General features: G+C 45.3%; 13 protein-coding genes. 4 read left to right on the forward strand and 9 right to left on the reverse strand.

All coding sequences use genetic code 11. The features are described from left to right. The first annotated feature begins 62 nt into the window (after nt 1-62). The 4 genes from Q0218_RS03220 (at nt 63) to Q0218_RS03235 (ending at nt 1515) form a co-directional block, all read left to right on the forward strand. Entirely contained in the window at nt 63-416 is a 354-nt protein-coding gene (locus tag Q0218_RS03220; protein WP_297966177.1) for a phage holin family protein, read from the forward strand. Beyond that, the gene (nrdD, locus tag Q0218_RS03225) at nt 413-595 is read left to right on the forward strand and encodes an anaerobic ribonucleoside-triphosphate reductase (RefSeq protein ID WP_297966179.1); all 183 of its coding nucleotides are present in this window, start codon (nt 413-415) and stop codon (nt 593-595) included. The genes Q0218_RS03220 and nrdD overlap by 4 nt, the downstream gene beginning before the upstream one ends. Beyond that, on the forward strand, nt 570-983 hold the full coding sequence (locus Q0218_RS03230) for a DUF5675 family protein (RefSeq protein WP_297966181.1): 414 nt from the start codon (nt 570-572) through the stop codon (nt 981-983). Before nrdD ends, Q0218_RS03230 begins: the two co-directional genes overlap by 26 nt. A gap of 319 nt (nt 984-1302) precedes the next feature. Next, a complete protein-coding gene (locus Q0218_RS03235) occupies nt 1303-1515 on the forward strand; it encodes a hypothetical protein (protein ID WP_297966183.1) in 213 nt (70 codons plus the stop codon). On the opposite strand, the gene Q0218_RS03240 is transcribed toward Q0218_RS03235, so the two are convergent. The 9 genes from Q0218_RS03240 to Q0218_RS03280 all read right to left on the reverse strand — a co-directional run bounded on the left by Q0218_RS03240 (nt 1479) and on the right by Q0218_RS03280 (nt 18206). Beyond that, nucleotides 1479-3401, reverse strand: a complete 1923-nt coding sequence (locus Q0218_RS03240) for a bifunctional diguanylate cyclase/phosphodiesterase (RefSeq protein ID WP_297966185.1) — start codon at nt 3399-3401, stop codon at nt 1479-1481. The genes Q0218_RS03235 and Q0218_RS03240 overlap by 37 nt on opposite strands. A gap of 599 nt (nt 3402-4000) precedes the next feature. After that, nucleotides 4001-6355 (reverse strand): endonuclease MutS2, encoded by a 2355-nt coding sequence (locus Q0218_RS03245; protein WP_297966187.1) that lies wholly within the window; start codon nt 6353-6355, stop codon nt 4001-4003. After that, nucleotides 6356-6703, reverse strand: a complete 348-nt coding sequence (locus Q0218_RS03250) for a hypothetical protein (RefSeq protein ID WP_297966188.1) — start codon at nt 6701-6703, stop codon at nt 6356-6358. Further along, nucleotides 6700-8025 carry a UDP-N-acetylmuramate--L-alanine ligase gene (murC, locus tag Q0218_RS03255; protein WP_297966275.1) on the reverse strand — a complete coding sequence of 442 codons (1326 nt, stop codon included), beginning with the start codon at nt 8023-8025 and terminating at the stop codon, nt 6700-6702. The genes Q0218_RS03250 and murC overlap by 4 nt, the downstream gene beginning before the upstream one ends. Nucleotides 8026-8521: 496 nt before the next feature. Continuing rightward, nucleotides 8522-8881 carry an MmcQ/YjbR family DNA-binding protein gene (locus Q0218_RS03260; RefSeq protein WP_297966190.1) on the reverse strand — a complete coding sequence of 120 codons (360 nt, stop codon included), beginning with the start codon at nt 8879-8881 and terminating at the stop codon, nt 8522-8524. Beyond that, the gene (locus Q0218_RS03265) at nt 8878-9480 is read right to left on the reverse strand and encodes a DNA-3-methyladenine glycosylase I (RefSeq protein ID WP_297966192.1); all 603 of its coding nucleotides are present in this window, start codon (nt 9478-9480) and stop codon (nt 8878-8880) included. The genes Q0218_RS03260 and Q0218_RS03265 overlap by 4 nt, the downstream gene beginning before the upstream one ends. A 73-nt stretch (nt 9481-9553) precedes the next feature. Beyond that, nucleotides 9554-10129 (reverse strand): hypothetical protein, encoded by a 576-nt coding sequence (locus tag Q0218_RS03270; RefSeq protein ID WP_297966194.1) that lies wholly within the window; start codon nt 10127-10129, stop codon nt 9554-9556. An 843-nt stretch (nt 10130-10972) separates the two neighbouring features. Beyond that, nucleotides 10973-12529 (reverse strand): flavocytochrome c, encoded by a 1557-nt coding sequence (locus Q0218_RS03275; RefSeq protein ID WP_297966196.1) that lies wholly within the window; start codon nt 12527-12529, stop codon nt 10973-10975. Between the two features lie 361 nt (nt 12530-12890). After that, entirely contained in the window at nt 12891-18206 is a 5316-nt protein-coding gene (locus tag Q0218_RS03280) for a surface layer protein SapB11 (protein WP_297966198.1), read from the reverse strand. Nucleotides 18207-18639 lie beyond the last annotated feature (433 nt).

The raw sequence follows: 18639 nt of genomic DNA on the forward strand, positions 1-18639 counted from the left end.
AAGCGCATTATAGAGATAGCTTTAGCGGTCTTGCTCGCCTTGATTTTCGGGGCGGTGATGGGATGAGCTGGATCGACAAAGAGTACTGGTATATATTCTGGGTGATGGTCGTAGGCCTCATCGGGGCGGTGCTTGGGCTACTGGATGAAAACGGCAGGCCTAGGAAAAACAGAACAAAAAAAGCCTTTTTAGCCGCGGCCGCAACGTCTGCGTTTTTATGCTGGGCGACGTATGAGATAGTATTTTTCATTTCGCACGCCACGCCCTTTTCTCTTGCCATAGGTGGCATCATCGCCTTTATGGGCGGAGACTGGGTCAGACGCAAGATCGACAAGGCGGCAAATAAAAAGATAGAAAGCCTAGGTGGAGATAGCGGTAGCTTGGCAAAGAGCGAATACGAAGAGGAGCTTAAATGAGCAACGAAGAGATACTAGAGAGCATGCAAGCAAAGCGCACCAAGTGTGTTGTCTACACGCGCGTAATGGGATACCACCGCCCGGTAGAGAGCTTTAACGTCGGCAAAAAAGGCGAGCATAAAGAACGCGTCAAATTTATAGAAAGGAGAAAAGATGAAACTAATCATAAGGCGATATAAGGATATTTATGACGGCACGCTGGGTAAATTTGAGCTAGTGGGCGTAAATACCGTGCTGATGACGGGCTATACGTTAGAGTCCGCAGGACCAGATACCACCGAGCGAGGCAAAGATAGGCGCATACCTGCGGGACTTTATCGCGTGGCTTGGCACAAGTCGCCAAAATTTAACCGCGTGGTGCCGGTGCTTTTTAACGAGCGAGTAGCGAAAGATCGCTACATAGAGATACATGCGGGCAACTATCCAAAGCATACCGAGGGCTGCATCTTGGTAGGGAAATGGGCAAATGACGAGGGAGTGTTTGAGAGCGTCAAAACGCTAGAAGCTTTGCTTAGTTTTATCCAGGGCAAGAGCATTGAAGTGGAGATTATTAACGATATAAAATGATATTTTAAAAGCCTTTTAAAAGGGAGTTTAAAAGGTAAAAATTTACGTTAGAAATCAAAGTAAAAAATCGCCGTTTTTAATCCACTTTGATTTTAAGCGTAAATTCACTTTGATTTGAAAAGCGGTTTTACAGATTATCCTATAAATTTTTACCGAAAGTATAAATTATGTCTTAAAAATAAGTAAAAATCGGCGAGAATTTAAATGAATAAAAACTTCAAGTAAGCGTGATAAAAACTCGTATAAATTTGCACGGCGCCCTTGGGAATAAAAGCGGCTTTTCAAGCTCCCGTTTTAAAATCTCTTAATCGGGGCGGTTTTGCTAAACGCTCTTAGGCCGCCGTCTTTACGGGTTTTAGCCGATACGGGCGGCATAGGCGCGAGTAAATTTAGCCGCACAGGACAGCGTTTTACCGACCTCGCTACTGCAGTTTTTTGGCGCAGGCGCATTACCGGACGACCGCGAACGTACCTGATGGCGTTTTACTCGCCTCGCTACTCCAGCAGGCTATCTCGCGGTTCGCCTAGATAAAAGCCCTGAAATTCGTCCACGCCTAGTCGCACGCAGGTGTCAAACACCTCTTTTGAGTGGACGAACTCGGCTATTACCGTGATGTCTAGCTGGTTAGCAAAGGCTATGATCGCGCTAGCTATCGCCCGAGAATCCTCGCTAGAGTCTATATTTTTGATGATCGAGCCGTCTATTTTGATGTAATCTGGCTTTAGCTTTAGGATATAGGAGAAGTTGCTATAACCCGAGCCAAAATCATCTATGGCGATCTTTGCGCCCATCCTTCGCACGCGTTCGATAAATGCGCCGATACGCTCGATATTTTCTATATTTTCATCCTCTAGTATCTCAAATATCACCCTTGAGGCGATCTTGTATCTGTTTAGCCTCTCGATGATAAACGCGCTCACGTCGCCGTCGGTCATATCGCGTCCGGATAAATTTACCGAGATGATGGCGCTAGGCTTGTCTTTGATTAGCTTAAAGCTCTTTTCGATTAGCATTTTTTCGATATCGGTGTAGCGCTTAATGCGCTTTGAAACTTCTAAAAAAATGCTCGGCGAGATGATTTCAGAGCTATTTTGGATACGGATTAGCGTTTCGTATTTTAACACCTTGCCGTCTTTGTTAAATATCGGTTGATAAAACGGCACGATTTTATCGTTTATTATGGCGTTTCGTATCATATTCGATCGCTTGATTTGCTCGGCGTATTGAGGAGTATCGTCGATATTTTTAAAGTAGCAAAAGAAATCCTTACCGCTTTGCTTTGCAAACTCAAGCGCCGTCATCGCCTTTTTAAACGTATCGGTCTCATCTAGGGCAAAGCCTACCGTACAGTAAATCTCTATCTCGATTTGCTCGCCGCCGTCTTTAGACACGTCTATGACCAGTCCTTTTATACTCTCTAAAAGCTCGCTTGCCAAATCCTCGTATCTATCTATAAAATAATCGGCGTTTTCGACTAGAGCAAACTGGTCAGGTCCCACGCGGTAAGCCGCCATATCGTTATCGTTTGCGAATTTTCTAGCTATTTGCGCCATTTTAAGTAAAATTTGATCGCAAGCCTCGGCGCCAAAGTAGTTATTCATTTTTCTAAACTCGTCTATATCCACGACTACGATTTTAGGACTCTTCATAGTCGCTACGTCGCGCTCTAAAGCCGTTTTGTTAGGTAGCCCCGTTAGCGCGTCGCTATATAGACGCTTTTGCATCTCGGAGTTATTAGCTAGCAGCCTAGCGTTGGTTTTCATGAGCGAAATTTGACTGTTTTTGATATTTCTAAAAAAAAGCCAATACTGAAACACGCAAATAAGCATCATGATAAGGGTAACTAAAACGGTATTTTTCATATTTACGGCAAGCCAAGTAAAAAAACGCGGGTCGTCAAAGCCTGAAATTTTTACCGCGTGAACCATATCGTAGCCCAGTATCACGCCGTCTGTTTTTTTAAAATAGCAAACCTCGGCCTTATTATCCGCAATCAGACGAATGCGCTTATAAATGCCCTTTTGCTCCAAATCCGTATGCGCCCTAGAGTCCATATCGCAAAATTTATAGGGCAAAATTTCGCCTATTAAATTAGGATGCTGCGAGCTGGCAAGCACCGTAAGTTCGTTTTTGTCTCCGGTTTGCTTAAATATCCAAGCAGGTACAGAATTAGCCGCTTCGGCATACCTTTGAAACTCGTTTATGTCGCGCTTGGCCACTTGTTTATAAATCATTTCTACTACGTTCATATATGCCTCGGCTTTAGCGTCTATGCCGATGTTTGAAGGGTAATTAACGGAGTCTTGAAATTTATTATAAAATATAAAACAAACGGCTATACACGAACATATCACAAGCACGACGATAGGTAAAACGAGGTAGCGAGTTGCCTTGCTCTTAGATTCTAAATTTTGCATCGACCTTCTTTTGTAATTTTATCGCCATTTTATCATTATTTATTTAAGTTAATCATTAAAGCCAAAATTTATAAAAATAATTTGTGCGGCAAAAAAGCAAAGAAGAAAACGGACGCAGTAAAACAACTATGCGGACGGCTGATTTTTCGTCGCTCTTTTTTGCGAGATTTAGGCGACTAGGCGCCGTCGCTAAATTTTAAAGCTCCAAATTTACAAAGAAGCGTAAATAGGCTTAAATTTGACATTTTCAAGATGCGGGTCTCGGTGAGTAAAATTTCGAGTTAAATTTGTAAATTTGACTCGAAATTTGATCACAAAACGACAAGGCGAAGTATCTTGCGATGAATTTAAATGTTGCGATGAATTTACAAAAAAGCGTAAATAGGCTTAAATTTGACATTTTCAAGATGCGGGTCTCGGTGACTCAAATTTGCAAATTCAACTTCAAATTTGAACGTAAAACGATAAGGCGAAGTATTTTTGCGTTTAGACGAGGCGGATTTAAATTTTACGACGGGAGCTACCTTGTCGGTAGTGACCGAGTAAAATTTAGATCCAACGAAGTATAAACCAAAAAGACAAACCACAGCAAGGCAAATTTACAGCCGCACTATCTGCGCTCCAAATCCTCCCTGCCCCGCCGGCGCGTCGAAAAACTCCTTCACGCTCGGGTGTTCGCGCAAGAAATTTTTGACCGCGTAGGCGAGCTTGCCCGTGCCGATGCCGTGATACACCTGCACCTCGTCAAAGCCCATCACTAGGCTATCTGAGATAAATTTATCCAGCTTTTGCACCGCTTCGTCCGCGCGCAAGCCGTGTAGATCGAGCGTGACGCTAGCGTTTTGCGGCTTTTGCACGCTTAGATTTATGCCTGATTTCTTCGCGGGTGCCGGCGTTTCGCCGCTGATTTTTAGCTGATTTATCGGCACGCGCATGCTCACGTTATCCGTTTGTATCACGGCGTCATTTTTGCTAAGGCTTGCCACGATGCCCTTTATCTTGCCGTATTTTACGCGGTCGCCGACTTTTAGCTCGGGCGGGGCGGAGATTTCGGGCTTTTGCACGGCGCGTTTGGCCTCGTTTGCGCGGTTTAGGGCGCGCTGTTTTTCTTTGGTATCGTCTAGATTTATCGCCCGTCTAGCCTCGTTTATCGCCTTAAAATACTCCCGCTCCAGCCGCGTTATAACCTCGTGCTGCTCCGCCTCGGCGCGCTCTTTTTGCTCTTTTAAATTTTCGATGAGAGAGTCCAGTTTTTGCTCTTTTTTCTCAGCGCTTTCGAGCTTTTCTTTGAGCTGCACCTCTAAATTTAACGTCTTTGTGATGATTTCGTTTAGATTTTCTTTGTCTTCGCCGTAGATCTTTTTCGCCTGCGCGACCAAATTTGCCGCGATACCGTATCTAGCCGCGGTCTCAAAGGCGTATGATTTGCCGATCGTACCCTTTAAAAACTCAAATTTAGGCCGCGAGTTTTCCTCGTCGTATAGCGCCGCGACGAGCTCGACGTCCGGGTTTTTAGCTAGCAGCATCGCAAGGCGCTTGTGGTGGGTGGTGATGATCATCTTGATATCCTGTCCCATTAGCCGCTCGATCATCACGCCGTATAGACTCGCCGCCTCCTCAAAGTCCGTTCCAAGCTCGATCTCATCGACTCCGATGAGCAAATTTTTCTTCGTAAAGAGCTTAGAAAAATGCACCATACGCCCGGCAAAGGTCGAGATGTCGTTTTTCACGTTTTGCGGATCCTCGATGATGGCGTCAAATTCCTTGAAATTTCCGATCTGCGAATTTTGCGCGTTTATGCGCATCGGCAGCAGGTATTTGGCTAAAAACGCCGCAGCTATCAGCGATTTTAGCAGCATCGATTTACCGCCCGCGTTTACGCCGGTGATCAGTAGCACCTTTTTACTAAAGTCGATACTGATGCTTTTTGGATTTTTTAGCGCGGGATGGGCGAAATTTGCCAGCTTTAAATTTGATCCGCCGCTTGGCAGCACGAACTCCAGATCCGCGCTTTTAGCCGTAAAAACTCGCGCGCAGTAGGCGTCAAATACGTCAAACGCGCCGTTTATAAATTTCAGAAACGGCAAGCCCTTGTGCATCGCGGAGCTAAAAATTTTGCAGTGCTCATAGACGATCTGCTCTTTTTTATCCAGCAGCTCGCTTTGCTCTTTTTTGAGCTTTTGGATGTTTTCGGGCGCGACGTAGAAGTAGCCGCCCGAGCTTCTAGCCACAACCGTACCCTTTAGCACGTGGTTAAACCCGCCTCGCACGAGCAGCGCCTCGACCGAGCTGATGTAGTGCACCTGCGTATCGACGAGGTAGGGCGCGACGCTTTTTGAGTAGATGAGACGGCGTAGATCGGCGTCTATTTGCGCTCTTTTTGCGCTAAACGCGTCTTTTATACCGCTTAGACGCTCGTCTACTTCGTCTTTTAGTTCGCCGTTTTTATCAAATGAATTTGCGAGCTTTAGCATCGGCTGCGGGATTTCTATTTTAGCGAGCCACTCGCCTAGCTTGCCTTCAAATTTGAGCGTTTTTAGGTAGGTAAAGTAGCCAATTATCTTAGCAAACTCGAAAATCTCGCTCACGTGCAGCGTGGCTTGTTTGCTAAGGCGCATGAGCGCGTCGTCTAGGTTTTGAGCCGGTGTGGGCGGGTCAAACTGCTTTTGCGAGAGTTCTAAAATTTTCTCGTAGTGCAGCCTGCTGTCGCCCGCCATAAAAAGCGGCTTAGGGCGCGCTAAAAAGGAGTTAAACCTCTCCATATAGCCTTGCAGGTCTAAAATTTTTATAAGCCGCTCAAAGCCTTCCGCATTTGTAAATTCTTTTTGCTCGCGGTGTGCCGCAGCGTCCGAAACATCGCCGTTTCTTTGCTCGCGCGAGACGTTATTTTCTCGCCCGCTTGCTTCCCAAGCGCCGCTTTTAGTCAAATTTTGATTATCTTTAAAATTTCGCAATTATTCGCCTTTAAATTTGCAGCCATCAAGCGCGATCTTGACGCTGTTTAGTTCCTTTGCCGCGCGTTTTGCGACGAAGGAGGACGTGCCGAACTCATAGTTAAATTTAGTGTTATTTACGTCGAAATTCCCGCATTTTAGTGTTTTGCCTTGATTAAAAAGCGCGACTAGCTCCAGCCTTTTGCCCTGCTCGCTTTCCAGTCTAGTCTCGTAAAAATACAGCGCCGCCGCGACAAAAATCACCGAAAAAGTGATGATAAATTTAGCCTTTTTGCTTAGCTTCTCGTCGCTCACGCTAAATATCGCGATCGCGGCAAGCACGCCTAAAAGTACGATTATGACCCTCATGCGTCGCCTCGCAGCTGATATGTGATGTCGCCCGCGCCAAAGCCGATCACCAGGCCGTCATCAAGCAGGTTTTTTACGCCAAACTCGTCCGTAAAAGAAATCCCCTCGCCCTCGCGCGCGACTTTTTGCGTCATCACGGGATTGTAGCGTTTAAACTCCTCTTTTAAATTTATATCTATCGGCGTCTCGCCAGCAGCGTAAACGGGCAAGATAACAAGCTCGTCTATGCCCTCAAAACACTCCTTAAAGGCCTCTAAATTTGCGCTCAGACGCGTAAATCTATGCGGCTGAAAGATCGCCGTGATCTTAGTGATGCCTAGTAGTTTGGCGTACTCAAAGACCGATTGTAGCGTAGCCTTGATCTCGGTCGGATGGTGCGCGTAGTCGTCTATAAGTACGAATTTCCTGCTTGCGGTTAGGATATCGAAGCGCTTTTTGATACCTTTAAAATTTAGCAAATTTTGTCTAATTTGCGCCAGAGAGGTTTCATTTAGCGCGGCTAAGATAGCAAGCGACGCGTCCACGGCGATATGCTCGCCCATGCCAAGCACTTCAAATTTGCCTAAATTTTTTAGATTAAACGCGGTATAAGGTACGAAATCGCGCACGATCATGCTAAGCTCGGTGATATCGACGCTCGGATAAAGGCGCACGGCATCAAGCTTTAGCGTACCCAAAAACTCGTCCTCGGCGTTTATCACGCGCACCTTGGCTCGCTCCAAAAAGCCTCGATACGCCGCGTGAAATTTCTCCAAATCATAGCCGTAATGCTCCATATGCTCGGGCTCAGCGTTAGTCACGACGGCTAGATACGGGTTTGAGTTGAGAAAACTACTATCGCTCTCGTCGGCTTCGAAAATGACGTTGTCGCAAGGCTCGTATTTCATATTTGAGCCAAACTGCTTACTGATCGCGCCGATGATGACCGAGCCCTCCACGAGGCTAGAGAGCATCGCCGAGGTCGTGCTTTTGCCGTGCGCGCCCGCCACCGAAAACACGCGCTTGCCTTCAAGCACCATCGGTAGAGCCTCTTTGCGCGATAGGCACTGCAAGCCTTTACTTCGCGCTTCGACAAGCTCGATGTTATCGGGTTTTATCGCCGCCGAGTAGATGACGAAGTCCTGATCCCTGATCGCGGCCTTGCTGTGCGGCGTGATGACGTCGATGCCCTGCGCTGCTAGCTCGCGCGTAGTCGGGCTTTCTTTGATGTCGCTACCGCTGATGATGAATCCCTTTTCGTGCAAAAAACGCGCGATCGCCGAGATACCGATACCGCCGATACCGATGAAATGGACCTTTTTACGCTTCTTTGCGCGCCTTATTTCATCCACGCTATCTGCTTGCGCGCTTAAATTTGACTGCGCTAAATTTTCGCGACCGAAATTTGACGCCCCGCCCGCTTCTACCGTACGGTGAAGCCCGCTTGCTTGGTTTAAATTTCCTTGTTTTAAATTTTCCACTTGTTTTCCTTATCGGTTCCTAAAATACCAAATCCCGCGCCCCAAGTCTGCGGCTCTAGGTTTATTTTACCCGCAAACGGCATATCTTTTAGCGCCTTGATGCTTGCCGTTACGCTTAAAGTTCGCGTGATTTTTCTTTAAATTTATTAGCCCGATTTTAGCGAAAATGAAATATCAAGACGCTGAAAAGGCGAAATTTACACGAGTTAGCCGTTTAAAATCGGCAAAGTACTAACCGCCCAAATTTGGCGCAAAGGGTTTTGCGTTAAATTTAGCTCCGAATTTAGCCGTTTTCTAGCAAGCCTGGCTCGCCAAAATCATCAAAAGCGCTTAGCTAAAACAGGCTCTTTTAGGCATTTTACCGTGTCAGCTCAAAGCTAAGGTCAATCAGATCCTCTACCTGCCCCGGCGCGATTTTGGAGCTTAAATTTACGCTGATCCAGTGCTTTTTATTCATATGGTAGGCGGGCAAAATTTGCTCCCCGTCGCGCAGAATAGCCGCGAGATCTGGCTTGCATTTTAGATTTAGGACTTCTAACGCCTGCGCGCTTTTAAGCCCCAGTTTGCCGCCGTCCACGCGCATAAAAACGGCGAACCATTTTTGATTTTTCGCATGGCGAAATACGGCGATTTCGGGGTGCTTGTCAAATATCCGATCGCCCTGCGCGCCGAATTTCTCCTCGATATAGCTAAAAATCCGCTTGCGTGCGGGCATCATCTGCCTCCTTTGCAAAAGCAGGCGTCCAGATGATCGTCCACTACGCCAGCGCTTTGCAAAAACGCATAGACGCTCGTGGGCCCCAGAAATTTAAACCCGCGCTTTTTCATTTCTTTTGCGATAAACTCCGCAAGCGGCGTAGTAGCGGGGATCTGCTTTATGTTTTCGTAGTGATTTACGATGGGCTTGCCGTCAAATTTTGGATCAAATTTAGGCAAAAGATAGCCCCAAAGATAATCGTAAAAGCTGCCAAACTCGCTCACGACTGCGAGAAATGCGCGGGCGTTTGCGGCAAGCGAGTTTAGCTTTAGGCGGTTTCTGATGAGTGCCGGATTTTGCATAAACTTTGCCGTCTGCTCCTCGCCATAGAGCGAAATTTTATGCGCGTCAAATCCGTCAAACGCCGCTCGCATCGCCTCGCGCTTAAGCAGCACGGCATGCCACGAGATGCCCGCCTGAAAGCCCTCCAAAATTATGAGCTCGAAAAATTTCGCATCGTCTTTTATGAGCCTGCCCCACTCCCGGTCGTGATATACGCGCTCTAGCTCGCTTTTCTCCGCCCAGTCGCAGCGGATTTTGGTTTTTTGAGTATTTTGCAAAATTTAAGCCTTTAGATAAATTTTAGAGATTGTAGCGAAATTTGGGTTAAGCAAAGGCTTTTGGCGATTAAATTTACTCCGCTTCGGCTCTTGGAAATTTGACGCTAATCCACGCAAAAAGCAGCGCGCTTGCGGTAAATAAACCAAAAAGCACGTTTGCAAGAGGCATAAATTTAACGGCGGGAGCGATGAGCGTCGGGGCTAAAACCTCCAGCATGCCGTAGAGAAAATTTGCGGCGATATCGATGCTAAGCATCCACGCATAAACCCTAAAAAGCACGCAATCAAGCACGTTTGCGAGCTTGAAATTTATAACGACCCAAGCGATCGACGCGGCAAATACGCTAAGCGGGATGATGAAGTTAGTGATCAAACCAAGTAAATCTTTATCAAACACATAAAGAGCGACGGAGCATAAAATCATGGCTAAAAAGCCGTTATAAGCGTACTTAAAAATCCTAAAAACGTTTTGTCCGAATGCCTCCTCGATGCAAACTAGCGCATAGTGAAAAAACGTCAGCGCAAGTAGTAGCGAGAGCAAACGCACGATCCAGACGGCCTCGCCTGCGAGATATGCCGCGCTCATAGCCACCGTGCAGACTGCGCCCATGATGCCTTGCAACTTTGCTTTACCCAGATTTTTATCCAACTTCGCCCCTTTTGCTGATATAAATTTTAGCTCTAAGTATATACAAATCTATTTTAAACTGATATTAAATTTACGGGGCAAAATTCGGGTTTGGGCCGGATTTGGATTTGAGCTTAAATTTAATCTGAAATTTAGCGGCGTCGCATGCAAAAGCCTCTAGCTCCCAAATCGCTGCCCTAGCTAAAACGGCCGCGGTTAGTAACCGCTAGATAAAAGCGCGAATTTAACCCGAGATAGAACGCATATATCGTCTCGGAGCAAAGTTTTTCGGCTTAAACTTGCTAGAAACGCAAAAAGCTCTCGTTTCATCTAGTCCCCTCCGTGCAGCGCTCTTTGTAGAGACAACAAATCGCCGTTTCATAGCAAGCAAGGCGAGGTTAAGGGGGGGGGTGACGCGGTCTTGCTCGCGTAAAAGCGTCATTTTTTGGTAGAGTAAATCTTATAAATTTGACTTCAAATTTAAAAGTACCGCAAGCCGAATTTTCAAATTTAACTTTAAATTCGACCTGCGATTAAAATAAAATTTGCAAGTATTTCGAGGCGATTTTTGGGGTTTTTGCTTCACAAGCTCGCAGCTGTAAGCAGAAGAAGTTAAAATTCGTTTCTTGTAAAGCAGTAAGCAAGGCATGGTTGAAAAGCGCTCAAAAAATGCAAATTTAAAACGAATTATCGCGAGATGATTTTAAATGTTTTCTACGTCGCTACGCTCGTAGCTAAATAGAAGAAAATTTCGCCCCAAGGCTAGACCTCTGCTTGCAGTTGCAAGCAAAGAGAAGATAGTCTGTCGCAGGGCGAAATTTACGAAATCATTTAAAAGTGCTCGCGAGAACTTCGTTTTACGATTTAGCCTATATTCTCTCCGGCTATCATACCAAACGTTAAGCAATCAGCTATCGCCACGCTACCTAAGCGGCTAGCTCCGTGTACGCCGCCCGTGATCTCGCCTGCTGCAAATAATCTTGGGATCGGCATCTCTGTTTGTAGAGAGATGACCTGGGCTTTGGTATTGATATCGATACCGCCCATAGTGTGGTGGAGTTTTGGCGTACCGCGCATAGCGTAGAAAGGAGCTTTAGAGATATCTACGCCGTTTGTAGTGGTTTTATCCATAGGTTTGCCAAAGTCCTCGTCTTTACCTGATTTAACGAAGCTATTGTATCTCTCGACTGTCTTTTTTAGCTCTGCGGCAGGGATTTTGTAAGCCGCCGCTAGTTCGTCTAGGGTTTCAAATTTCTTTAGTACGCCTGATTCCAGCGGTTTAGTGTAGTGCTCAGGTATGACCATATTTTTTACGCCCTCGCTATCGCAGAAGTTGATCGGATAGATATCTGCTTTTGCGTCGATTACTTTAAACATAGCTTGAGAGCGGGTGCGGCGGTCCGCTAGCTCGTTCATATAGCGTTTGCCGGTTCTTGGATCGACTGAAATTCCGTAGCGGAAGCTTCCGTTTACGTTAAACATAGAGCCAACGCCAAAGCCTTTTTCATCAGGGCATGCCCATGGACCAAACTGTATCCAGCTTAGCTGCACTGGAGTTGCGCCGATCCTAAACGCCTCTTTCATAGCGCCTGCGGTTGCGCCCGGGTGGTTGGTGCTATCTGTGCTAGGTAGGATAGATGGATCTTGGACCTGTCTAAAGAATACGTCGCGGCAAAATCCGCCTGCTGCTAGTACTACGCCTTTTTTAGCTTTTATAGTCTTTTTAGTTCCGGTAGTGTTTTCGGCGTCGTCTTTTTGGCTCTTTGGATCAAATTTATAATCCTCTCTGATGATCACGCCGTCTACGCCGCCATCTTCGCCTAGGACGAATTCGTCAAATTTAGCTCTTTGTCTTAGCTCGCAGCCTTGTAGGTTTTTAAAGTATTCTACCATCGGCTGAACGATACCAGATCCCGAGCCGTTAGCGGTTTGAAGCGATCTAGGTACGCTGTGTCCGCCTGCGTGAGTAACTTTATCTATGTATTTAGCGCCGCATTTTAGAGTTAGTTTATATGCATCCTGCGCGCGAGTAGCGATGGTGTCGATGAGATCTACGTGGTTTAGGCCGCGGCCGGCTTTTAGGCAGTCTTTGATAAATAGCTCGTTGCTATCTTTGATGCCTTCGGCTTTTTGTTTGTCGCTATTTGGAACGGCAAATATGCCGCCGTTAATAACGGAGTTACCGCCGACGCGTCCCATCTTTTCTAGGATTAGGACTTTATTGCCTTTTTCAGCTGCGGTGATACCGGCTGCAAGTCCTGCAAAACCGGAACCAACGATAACTACGTCCCACTCTTCGTCAAATTTGACGTCTTTAGAGTTTACGGCTGCTTGCGCATTTACTCCGCCTAGAGCTAAAGCTCCGGCACCTACCATACTTAACTTAACAAAATCTCTTCTTGAAACGTTTGAGTTTTTCATAGCTTCTCCTTAAATTTACTTAGCTATTACCTGTAAATCTTTAATTTACGACTCTACTCTAAATACCTTTATTACTATTGGCGTCTTTGGCGTCCTCCTTGGATTAAATTTTAATCATATAGTATGATTATATAACTTAGTTTTAAAATATAAGCTTAAATGAAGAAATAATTTATATTTTATTTGCTTGAATTTTGCTGAACATCTAAGATGCTCACGGTATTATAAATCGCTATTTAAAACAAGCTTTGATTTAAGGTAATGTTTATGGCTGTATATATTTTCGGACCTGCTAAGTAGATTAAATTAAAAGAAAAGACCCCGAGCAAAGGTCGCTCGGGGAATGGGGATAAAAACTATATCAACCGCCGAACTGAACGTCGTCGATAGTGATAGTTCCAGTTTTTGGATCTACGGTGTATTTTAGAGAGTCTAAGTTTACGCCCGCAAGTCTAACTATAGTATCCTCTTGCCCTATGGCATTGCTACCGTTGTATGCTACGGCTTTCTTATCATAGACCAAATAGGTGTCTCCTCTCCATGAGAAAGCATATAGTCTGTCGTTGTGAGCATCGTAGTTACCGTCTGCTCTGATGTTTCTGACATAACCCATAATTACGTTATCGGACGTAGTCAAGGTGCTGTTTGCATCTGCATACTTATTAAAATAAGTAGGAGTAGAGGTCCAATACGTAGTATCGTTACCCCATAGTTTATTGCTAGATATAGCGTGATTTACCGCCTGTATCAAAGTATCCATACCGGCTACGCTCGTCAAGTCCGTGAGTTTAGAATTTACGGTAACCTTGATAGCGTTGTGCGCGTCATAAAAGCTCTGGTCGCTAGCGCCTATACCGCCGGTATATTTATCGCTATTCGTAGCAGTATCTACTATGATGCTCTTTTTGAGGTTATTTGCCGTGATAGCGCCCGCATTTGCCGACTTCGTACCGGCTACGCCAGAGTTTTGGATGACGACGGTACCGTTTGTTCCAAGTACAGGGTTGCCGGTTGTTTGTATGCCGCCACCAGCTGTATTATTAACGTCATTATATGTTTTGCTGTATAGCTCGTTGTTAACAAATTTATTTGCAGTAGAACTATATAGTTTATTGTCTTTAACTAGCTGGCCTGATGGCGGTACCGTAAGACCCAAGTCGTGGTCGGCATAGTAATTTACCGTAGCGCCGCTACTATTTTCAGCCGTGAAAGAATCCCAACTTCCACCGATACGCGGCGGAGTACCAGGCGTGGCTCCTTCATGCCAGCCGGTACCTATAGTATATGTAGCTTGGCTAACAGGAGTTGGGGTAGCCGTCACAGCCGCTTTGCCTGGTTCATAAAACGGACTGGTAGAATTATTAAAGCCGTAGTTGGTACTATTGGTCGTCGATCCCCACGGATTAGAGGAGATATTTTTACCTGCCGCAGATGTCGTACTGTCTCCGGTTTGCCAAGAGAAATCTCCGTGATTAGCCTGATATACGTATCTATCGCCGCCGACGTGTCCGCCCGCAGCAAGAGAGTCGTTGAGCTTTTCTTCAAAGCTTGCAGTACCGGTAGGAGTTTTATAGCCGTTTACCGTACTAGTAGAGTTGCCCGAAGTAGTACCAGTGATCGTAAGCGGAGGCGTGGTGTTATCCGCTGGAGCCGTGCTATTGTTTACGGCTTTAAACGTTTGACCGTGATCCGATGCAGAAGTAGAAGCGCCAGGATGGTTACCTGTATAGAACTGAACCTTGTCGCTACCGTAGTTAGTTTCAGCTCCCCAGTTTGCATCTTTACCGTCTGAATCCGGGTCTTTTGGATCATAGCCGTGAGCGAAGTAGTCGGCTAGCTTGATCTTATCGCCCGCTTCGATATTTTTGATAGTTACGATTTTATTTACACTAGCGTTAGTCTTTGATCTACTTACGTCAAACACGTCGCGACCTCTACCGCCGTCGATGACGATCTCGGTGTCATTGGCTAGCTTACCAGTATGGATGATATCGTCGCCGTCCCCTAGCTCTACATTTAGACGCTTGATACCGTCCGGATTTGCCGCTACGTTAGTGGCCATATTATCTCCTAGAAGCACTACGTCGTTACCTTGAGTACCTTTGATAAGAGATAACTTGGTATGGTCGGTAGCCCCCATCTCGCTCTTGGTTCTTACCATATCAGTAGAGTTTTCGCCACCGATACGCTTCGTACTATAGAAAGTCGGCACATCGTCACTGGTAACGCCGTCATTAGCTCCGACCGCGGCACGAGCACCCCACTCAGGTAATGTAGACGTAGCTTTGAAGTTGTCTGCAGCTGCAGAAGCTTGGTTATCGTAGAAAGGATTTTTTAGGCTACCATGACTAGTTGCGCCGAAACCGAATTTGTTATTATCAAAATCGCGTGCATTGTGATATGAACCATAATTCTGTTGCAAACTACTACCGTAAGTGGTGGTAACATTCGTAGAAAATTTAACGCCCGATAAATTTACGAAAGACGTAGAACCGGCTTTCACTCCGCTTAGATCCAATGTTTCCAGTACGGATGGATCAGCTGAATTGTACTTGCCGTTAAGGACTAAATTTACGTCCTCGCCTTTCATAGTAAAGGTTTTTAGATCCTTCGGAGAGTGAGAGCCGTCGTCAAATTTAACATAGACGTTCGTTTTATCGCTACCCGTTTGGACGCCTTTAGCCTCTAGGCTAGCAGAGTTTTGGTTAGCTCTTTGACCGCCGAAGTTGGCCTTTATAGTGTTTGTCGTAGCATACATGTATAATTTAGAAGCGTCGGTTTCTAGTGTGCCGTCTATCTTGTCGCTAAAATATGTAGGAGTAGTAAATACGCCTGCTTTAAATTTGATATTTTGACCGAAAAGCTCGCCTACGTGATAGGTACCTGCTATCTGAGATAGGTCGACGGTATTGTTTATAGTTTTGTCGTTACCGATTCTTCCTACGGCATCGGCATAGACTTGGTTATTTCCGGGTACGTATGTATACTGACCGCCGCCGCTTGCTAGGCTCACGTTGCCTCTTGCGTTACCCGCGTTTATATCGATGTCTCTAGCTATGACGTTGCCTATTAGTAGGTTGGTTATGTTATTTCCGTGAACCTTAAACGTACCATCGGTGATGACGGAGTTTTTAGCGCCAGTTGCGCCGTATGCATAGTTTATCTGGGTGTTAACGGTAGTGCTATGATAATCGACATAGTGGCTAGCCATAGTAGCGTCGGTACCTTGATCCATACCGTTTGTTATCTCTACTTGACCTTGCATGTTATCTAGGCTTACGTCTATGCTACCTTTGGTAAAGATACCCTTGTTTGCCTTAAACGCGCTTAGATTCTTAGCCGTTATACCGATGGCTTGAGTAGCTACCGCAGCTGTCGGAGTAGTATCGTTGTCGGCCTTGCCTAGGATATTATTTGTAAAATACACTTTACCTGTTTTTATGTTGTTATCGGCTAGACCGTTTGCGTTAATCTGCTGGATAGCCTCGAATTTCCTATCGTCGATAGCCTCAAAATTCGTATCGGTGTTGATATTAAACACTTTTAGCTTTTCAAGGAAGGTGGCGTCAACGTTGCTTAGGATATTTGACTTTGAGTTTATGGTTAGCTTGTCAAATGCGCCGCTAAGGTCTCTTTGGTTTGCACCAGCAGTAGTGCTAAGATCGGCTAGAGCTACATTAGTTATGCTTATGCCGGTAGTATTTGCATGGGAGTTACCTAAAGTACCCGGAGAGTTGAAATTTACGGTTATATCTTTAGCTCTAGGGGCGATGATGCCTATGCCTTCATTTGCATGCATTCTATGAGAGTTTACCCAGTCGCCCGCTATCTTTTGTGCATACACGTTTTTACCGATATTTACGGTTACTTTTTCGCTCTCGTCGGCAGATACGTATGCAGTTACCTTGCTTCTTAGACCAGGAACGGTAGGGTTTATGATAGCTTCGCCTACAGGATTTCTAGGATCTATGGTGTTTTCTACATTGATGTTTTCTAGATAGCCGTTTGTAAACTGCGTAGTACCATAAGGGCCGCTAGCAATAACGGGGTTGCCGCTCTCGTCAAGGGCCGGTTTATCTACGGTAACGCTTTTTATAGACGAATTTACTACTTTTAGATTGTCTTTAAATTTGCTTGTATATAGATGAGTGACGTCTGAGCCGGTAAAATCTGCTGTAGCGGTGCTGTTGGTTACGCCGGTATCCACTTTCTCGATGCCGACTTTTTCTACATTTTTGATGTTAAATCTATTTTCGTTGGCTTTTAGATGTTTTACGATCACTTCGTCGTTACCCGCTCCGCCGTCTATCTCGAAGTACGGTCTAGCATCCGCGGCTCTAACGTCTTCAAAGTCTAATTTTATGACGTCTTTACTGCTACCGCCTTTGATAACGCTAGTAGCGCCGGAAGGAGTAGTAGCTAAAGCCTTGTAAGTATAATCAAGAGTGGCCGTAAAGGCTGATGCGTCGAATTTTTCTATGCGGTCGCTTTCGGCTTTTACCGTTAGGTCGGTGTTGCCTTTTACGGTTATGTTTTTATAGTGGTTTCCCGTACCTGCGCCGGATTTTATAGTTACGTTACTCTTCTCGCCCTTGGTAGAGATGTTTAGATTTTCGATATTAGGGATATTGATACCCGCATCGTCGCTTCCTGTTACGCCGGTGATAGCATATTTGTGTAAATTTACCTTATCTAGGGTTAAATTTTGAGTATCGTTAACGCCAGCGATAGTGCTTGAGTTGTAGTCTAGCTTAAAGCCGTCGGCGGCGTTGCTAGTTACGTTTTGGAGGCTAATGTCCACGATATTTTGCGGATTTAGTAAATTTAAACCATTTTGGCTATCTAGGGTTACTTTTTTAAGACCCTCTATGCCTCGCGCGTTAAAGGTCTTAGCTGTAGGCGCCGTAGAGGTTAAATTTAGGTTATCGATATGCTTGATATAGCCGGTAGTCATGCCGTTAAAGCTATCGTTTACTCTAACGTTTAGAGTGTTTTCTCCGCCGCCGCCGTCTATCTTATCGGTAGGTTTTAAAGTAGCGTTACTTACGACGCTGTCGGCTACGGCGTTAAATATATCCTGACCCACGCTTCCTAGTATTTCGTTTGAATCCGTACTTAGGTTATGTACGGTAGAGGCTGCTAACGCGTCTATCCTAGCTTTTTGCTCATCTAGGTTGGTAGCCGTAGTAGTTTTTATAATCTCCTGAAACTCTCTGTAATCATAGTCTCCGGAGAGGTCTTGCCTAATATCGGCGATCTTTTGCGCCATATAAGAGGCTACCTCTGTTTTGTTGGCAAATACCGCCGCCGCTACCGGGTCTGCGGCTCTAGCCTCTGCAGAAGTGGCTACCTCAAATAGTTTAACTAGAGTATCTCCTCTGCTGTGACCTGCGTCTAGGTGTCTAACCCATGCGTTGATACCGTCCGGGTCTCTTACATAGTCTTTACCTAGGATGTTTTTGTAGATGAGCTCTACATAGCCTCTGTTTGTGCTTATGTCTATACCTAGACTAGCATAATAAGGCGCCGTAGCCGGAGATGCTAGCATCTCGTTGGCTATCTGAGCCTGCGTTTTAGTCGCGCCTGCGGCTACCCACGCTCTAAAGCCGTCGCCTTCCGGGGCTCTGTTAAATAACGCAACGTAAAGCTGCGCTACTTGGGCTTGTGTTACTGCCATTAAGGACTCCTTTATAAAATTACTTGATGTTTTTAGTGTTCTATTTACAGAAAACTATCGCCAATTATACCATAATTTTTATAAAATGAAGGGAAGCGTTTTTTAATTTAGTTAAGCGATCGCTACAAAAAACAATAATGTTCAAGGTGTATAAATAAAATTTTTGTTTCATGTTGCGGCCGTAGCAGCGTTAAATTTACCAATAATTTTTTGGCAATGCTTAGCCTGATTTTTAGAAACTTGATGTATAGATTTGCCGCATTTAAATATTTTGTGGAGCTTTTTAGCGGCTAATAAACAAAGATGTCGCTAGGCTGCCGGCTTGCTAAATTTACCATTTAAGCCGTATAAGCACGGTAGTAAGCAAATGCGCACCTATAGCTATCTCATGGATTTTTTAGAGCCTAAAATTTAAGCCGTATATAATAAAAGA

The organism is uncultured Campylobacter sp. (genome assembly GCF_938039245.1).
In the GTDB taxonomy this organism is placed as follows: Bacteria; Campylobacterota; Campylobacteria; order Campylobacterales; family Campylobacteraceae; genus Campylobacter_A.

Bases quoted from the DNA above. Each gene is read 5' to 3' on its own strand.
- Q0218_RS03250 (WP_297966188.1), bottom strand. From the start codon at position 6,703: ATGAGGGTCATAATCGTACTTTTAGGCGTGCTTGCCGCGATCGCGATA.
- Q0218_RS03230 (WP_297966181.1), top strand. From the start codon at position 570: ATGAAACTAATCATAAGGCGATATAAGGATATTTATGACGGCACGCTG.
- Q0218_RS03240 (WP_297966185.1), bottom strand. From the start codon at position 3,401: ATGCAAAATTTAGAATCTAAGAGCAAGGCAACTCGCTACCTCGTTTTA.
- Q0218_RS03220 (WP_297966177.1), top strand. From the start codon at position 63: ATGAGCTGGATCGACAAAGAGTACTGGTATATATTCTGGGTGATGGTC.
- nrdD (WP_297966179.1), top strand. From the start codon at position 413: ATGAGCAACGAAGAGATACTAGAGAGCATGCAAGCAAAGCGCACCAAG.
- Q0218_RS03260 (WP_297966190.1), bottom strand. From the start codon at position 8,881: ATGATGCCCGCACGCAAGCGGATTTTTAGCTATATCGAGGAGAAATTC.
- Q0218_RS03275 (WP_297966196.1), bottom strand. From the start codon at position 12,529: ATGAAAAACTCAAACGTTTCAAGAAGAGATTTTGTTAAGTTAAGTATG.
- Q0218_RS03280 (WP_297966198.1), bottom strand. From the start codon at position 18,206: ATGGCAGTAACACAAGCCCAAGTAGCGCAGCTTTACGTTGCGTTATTT.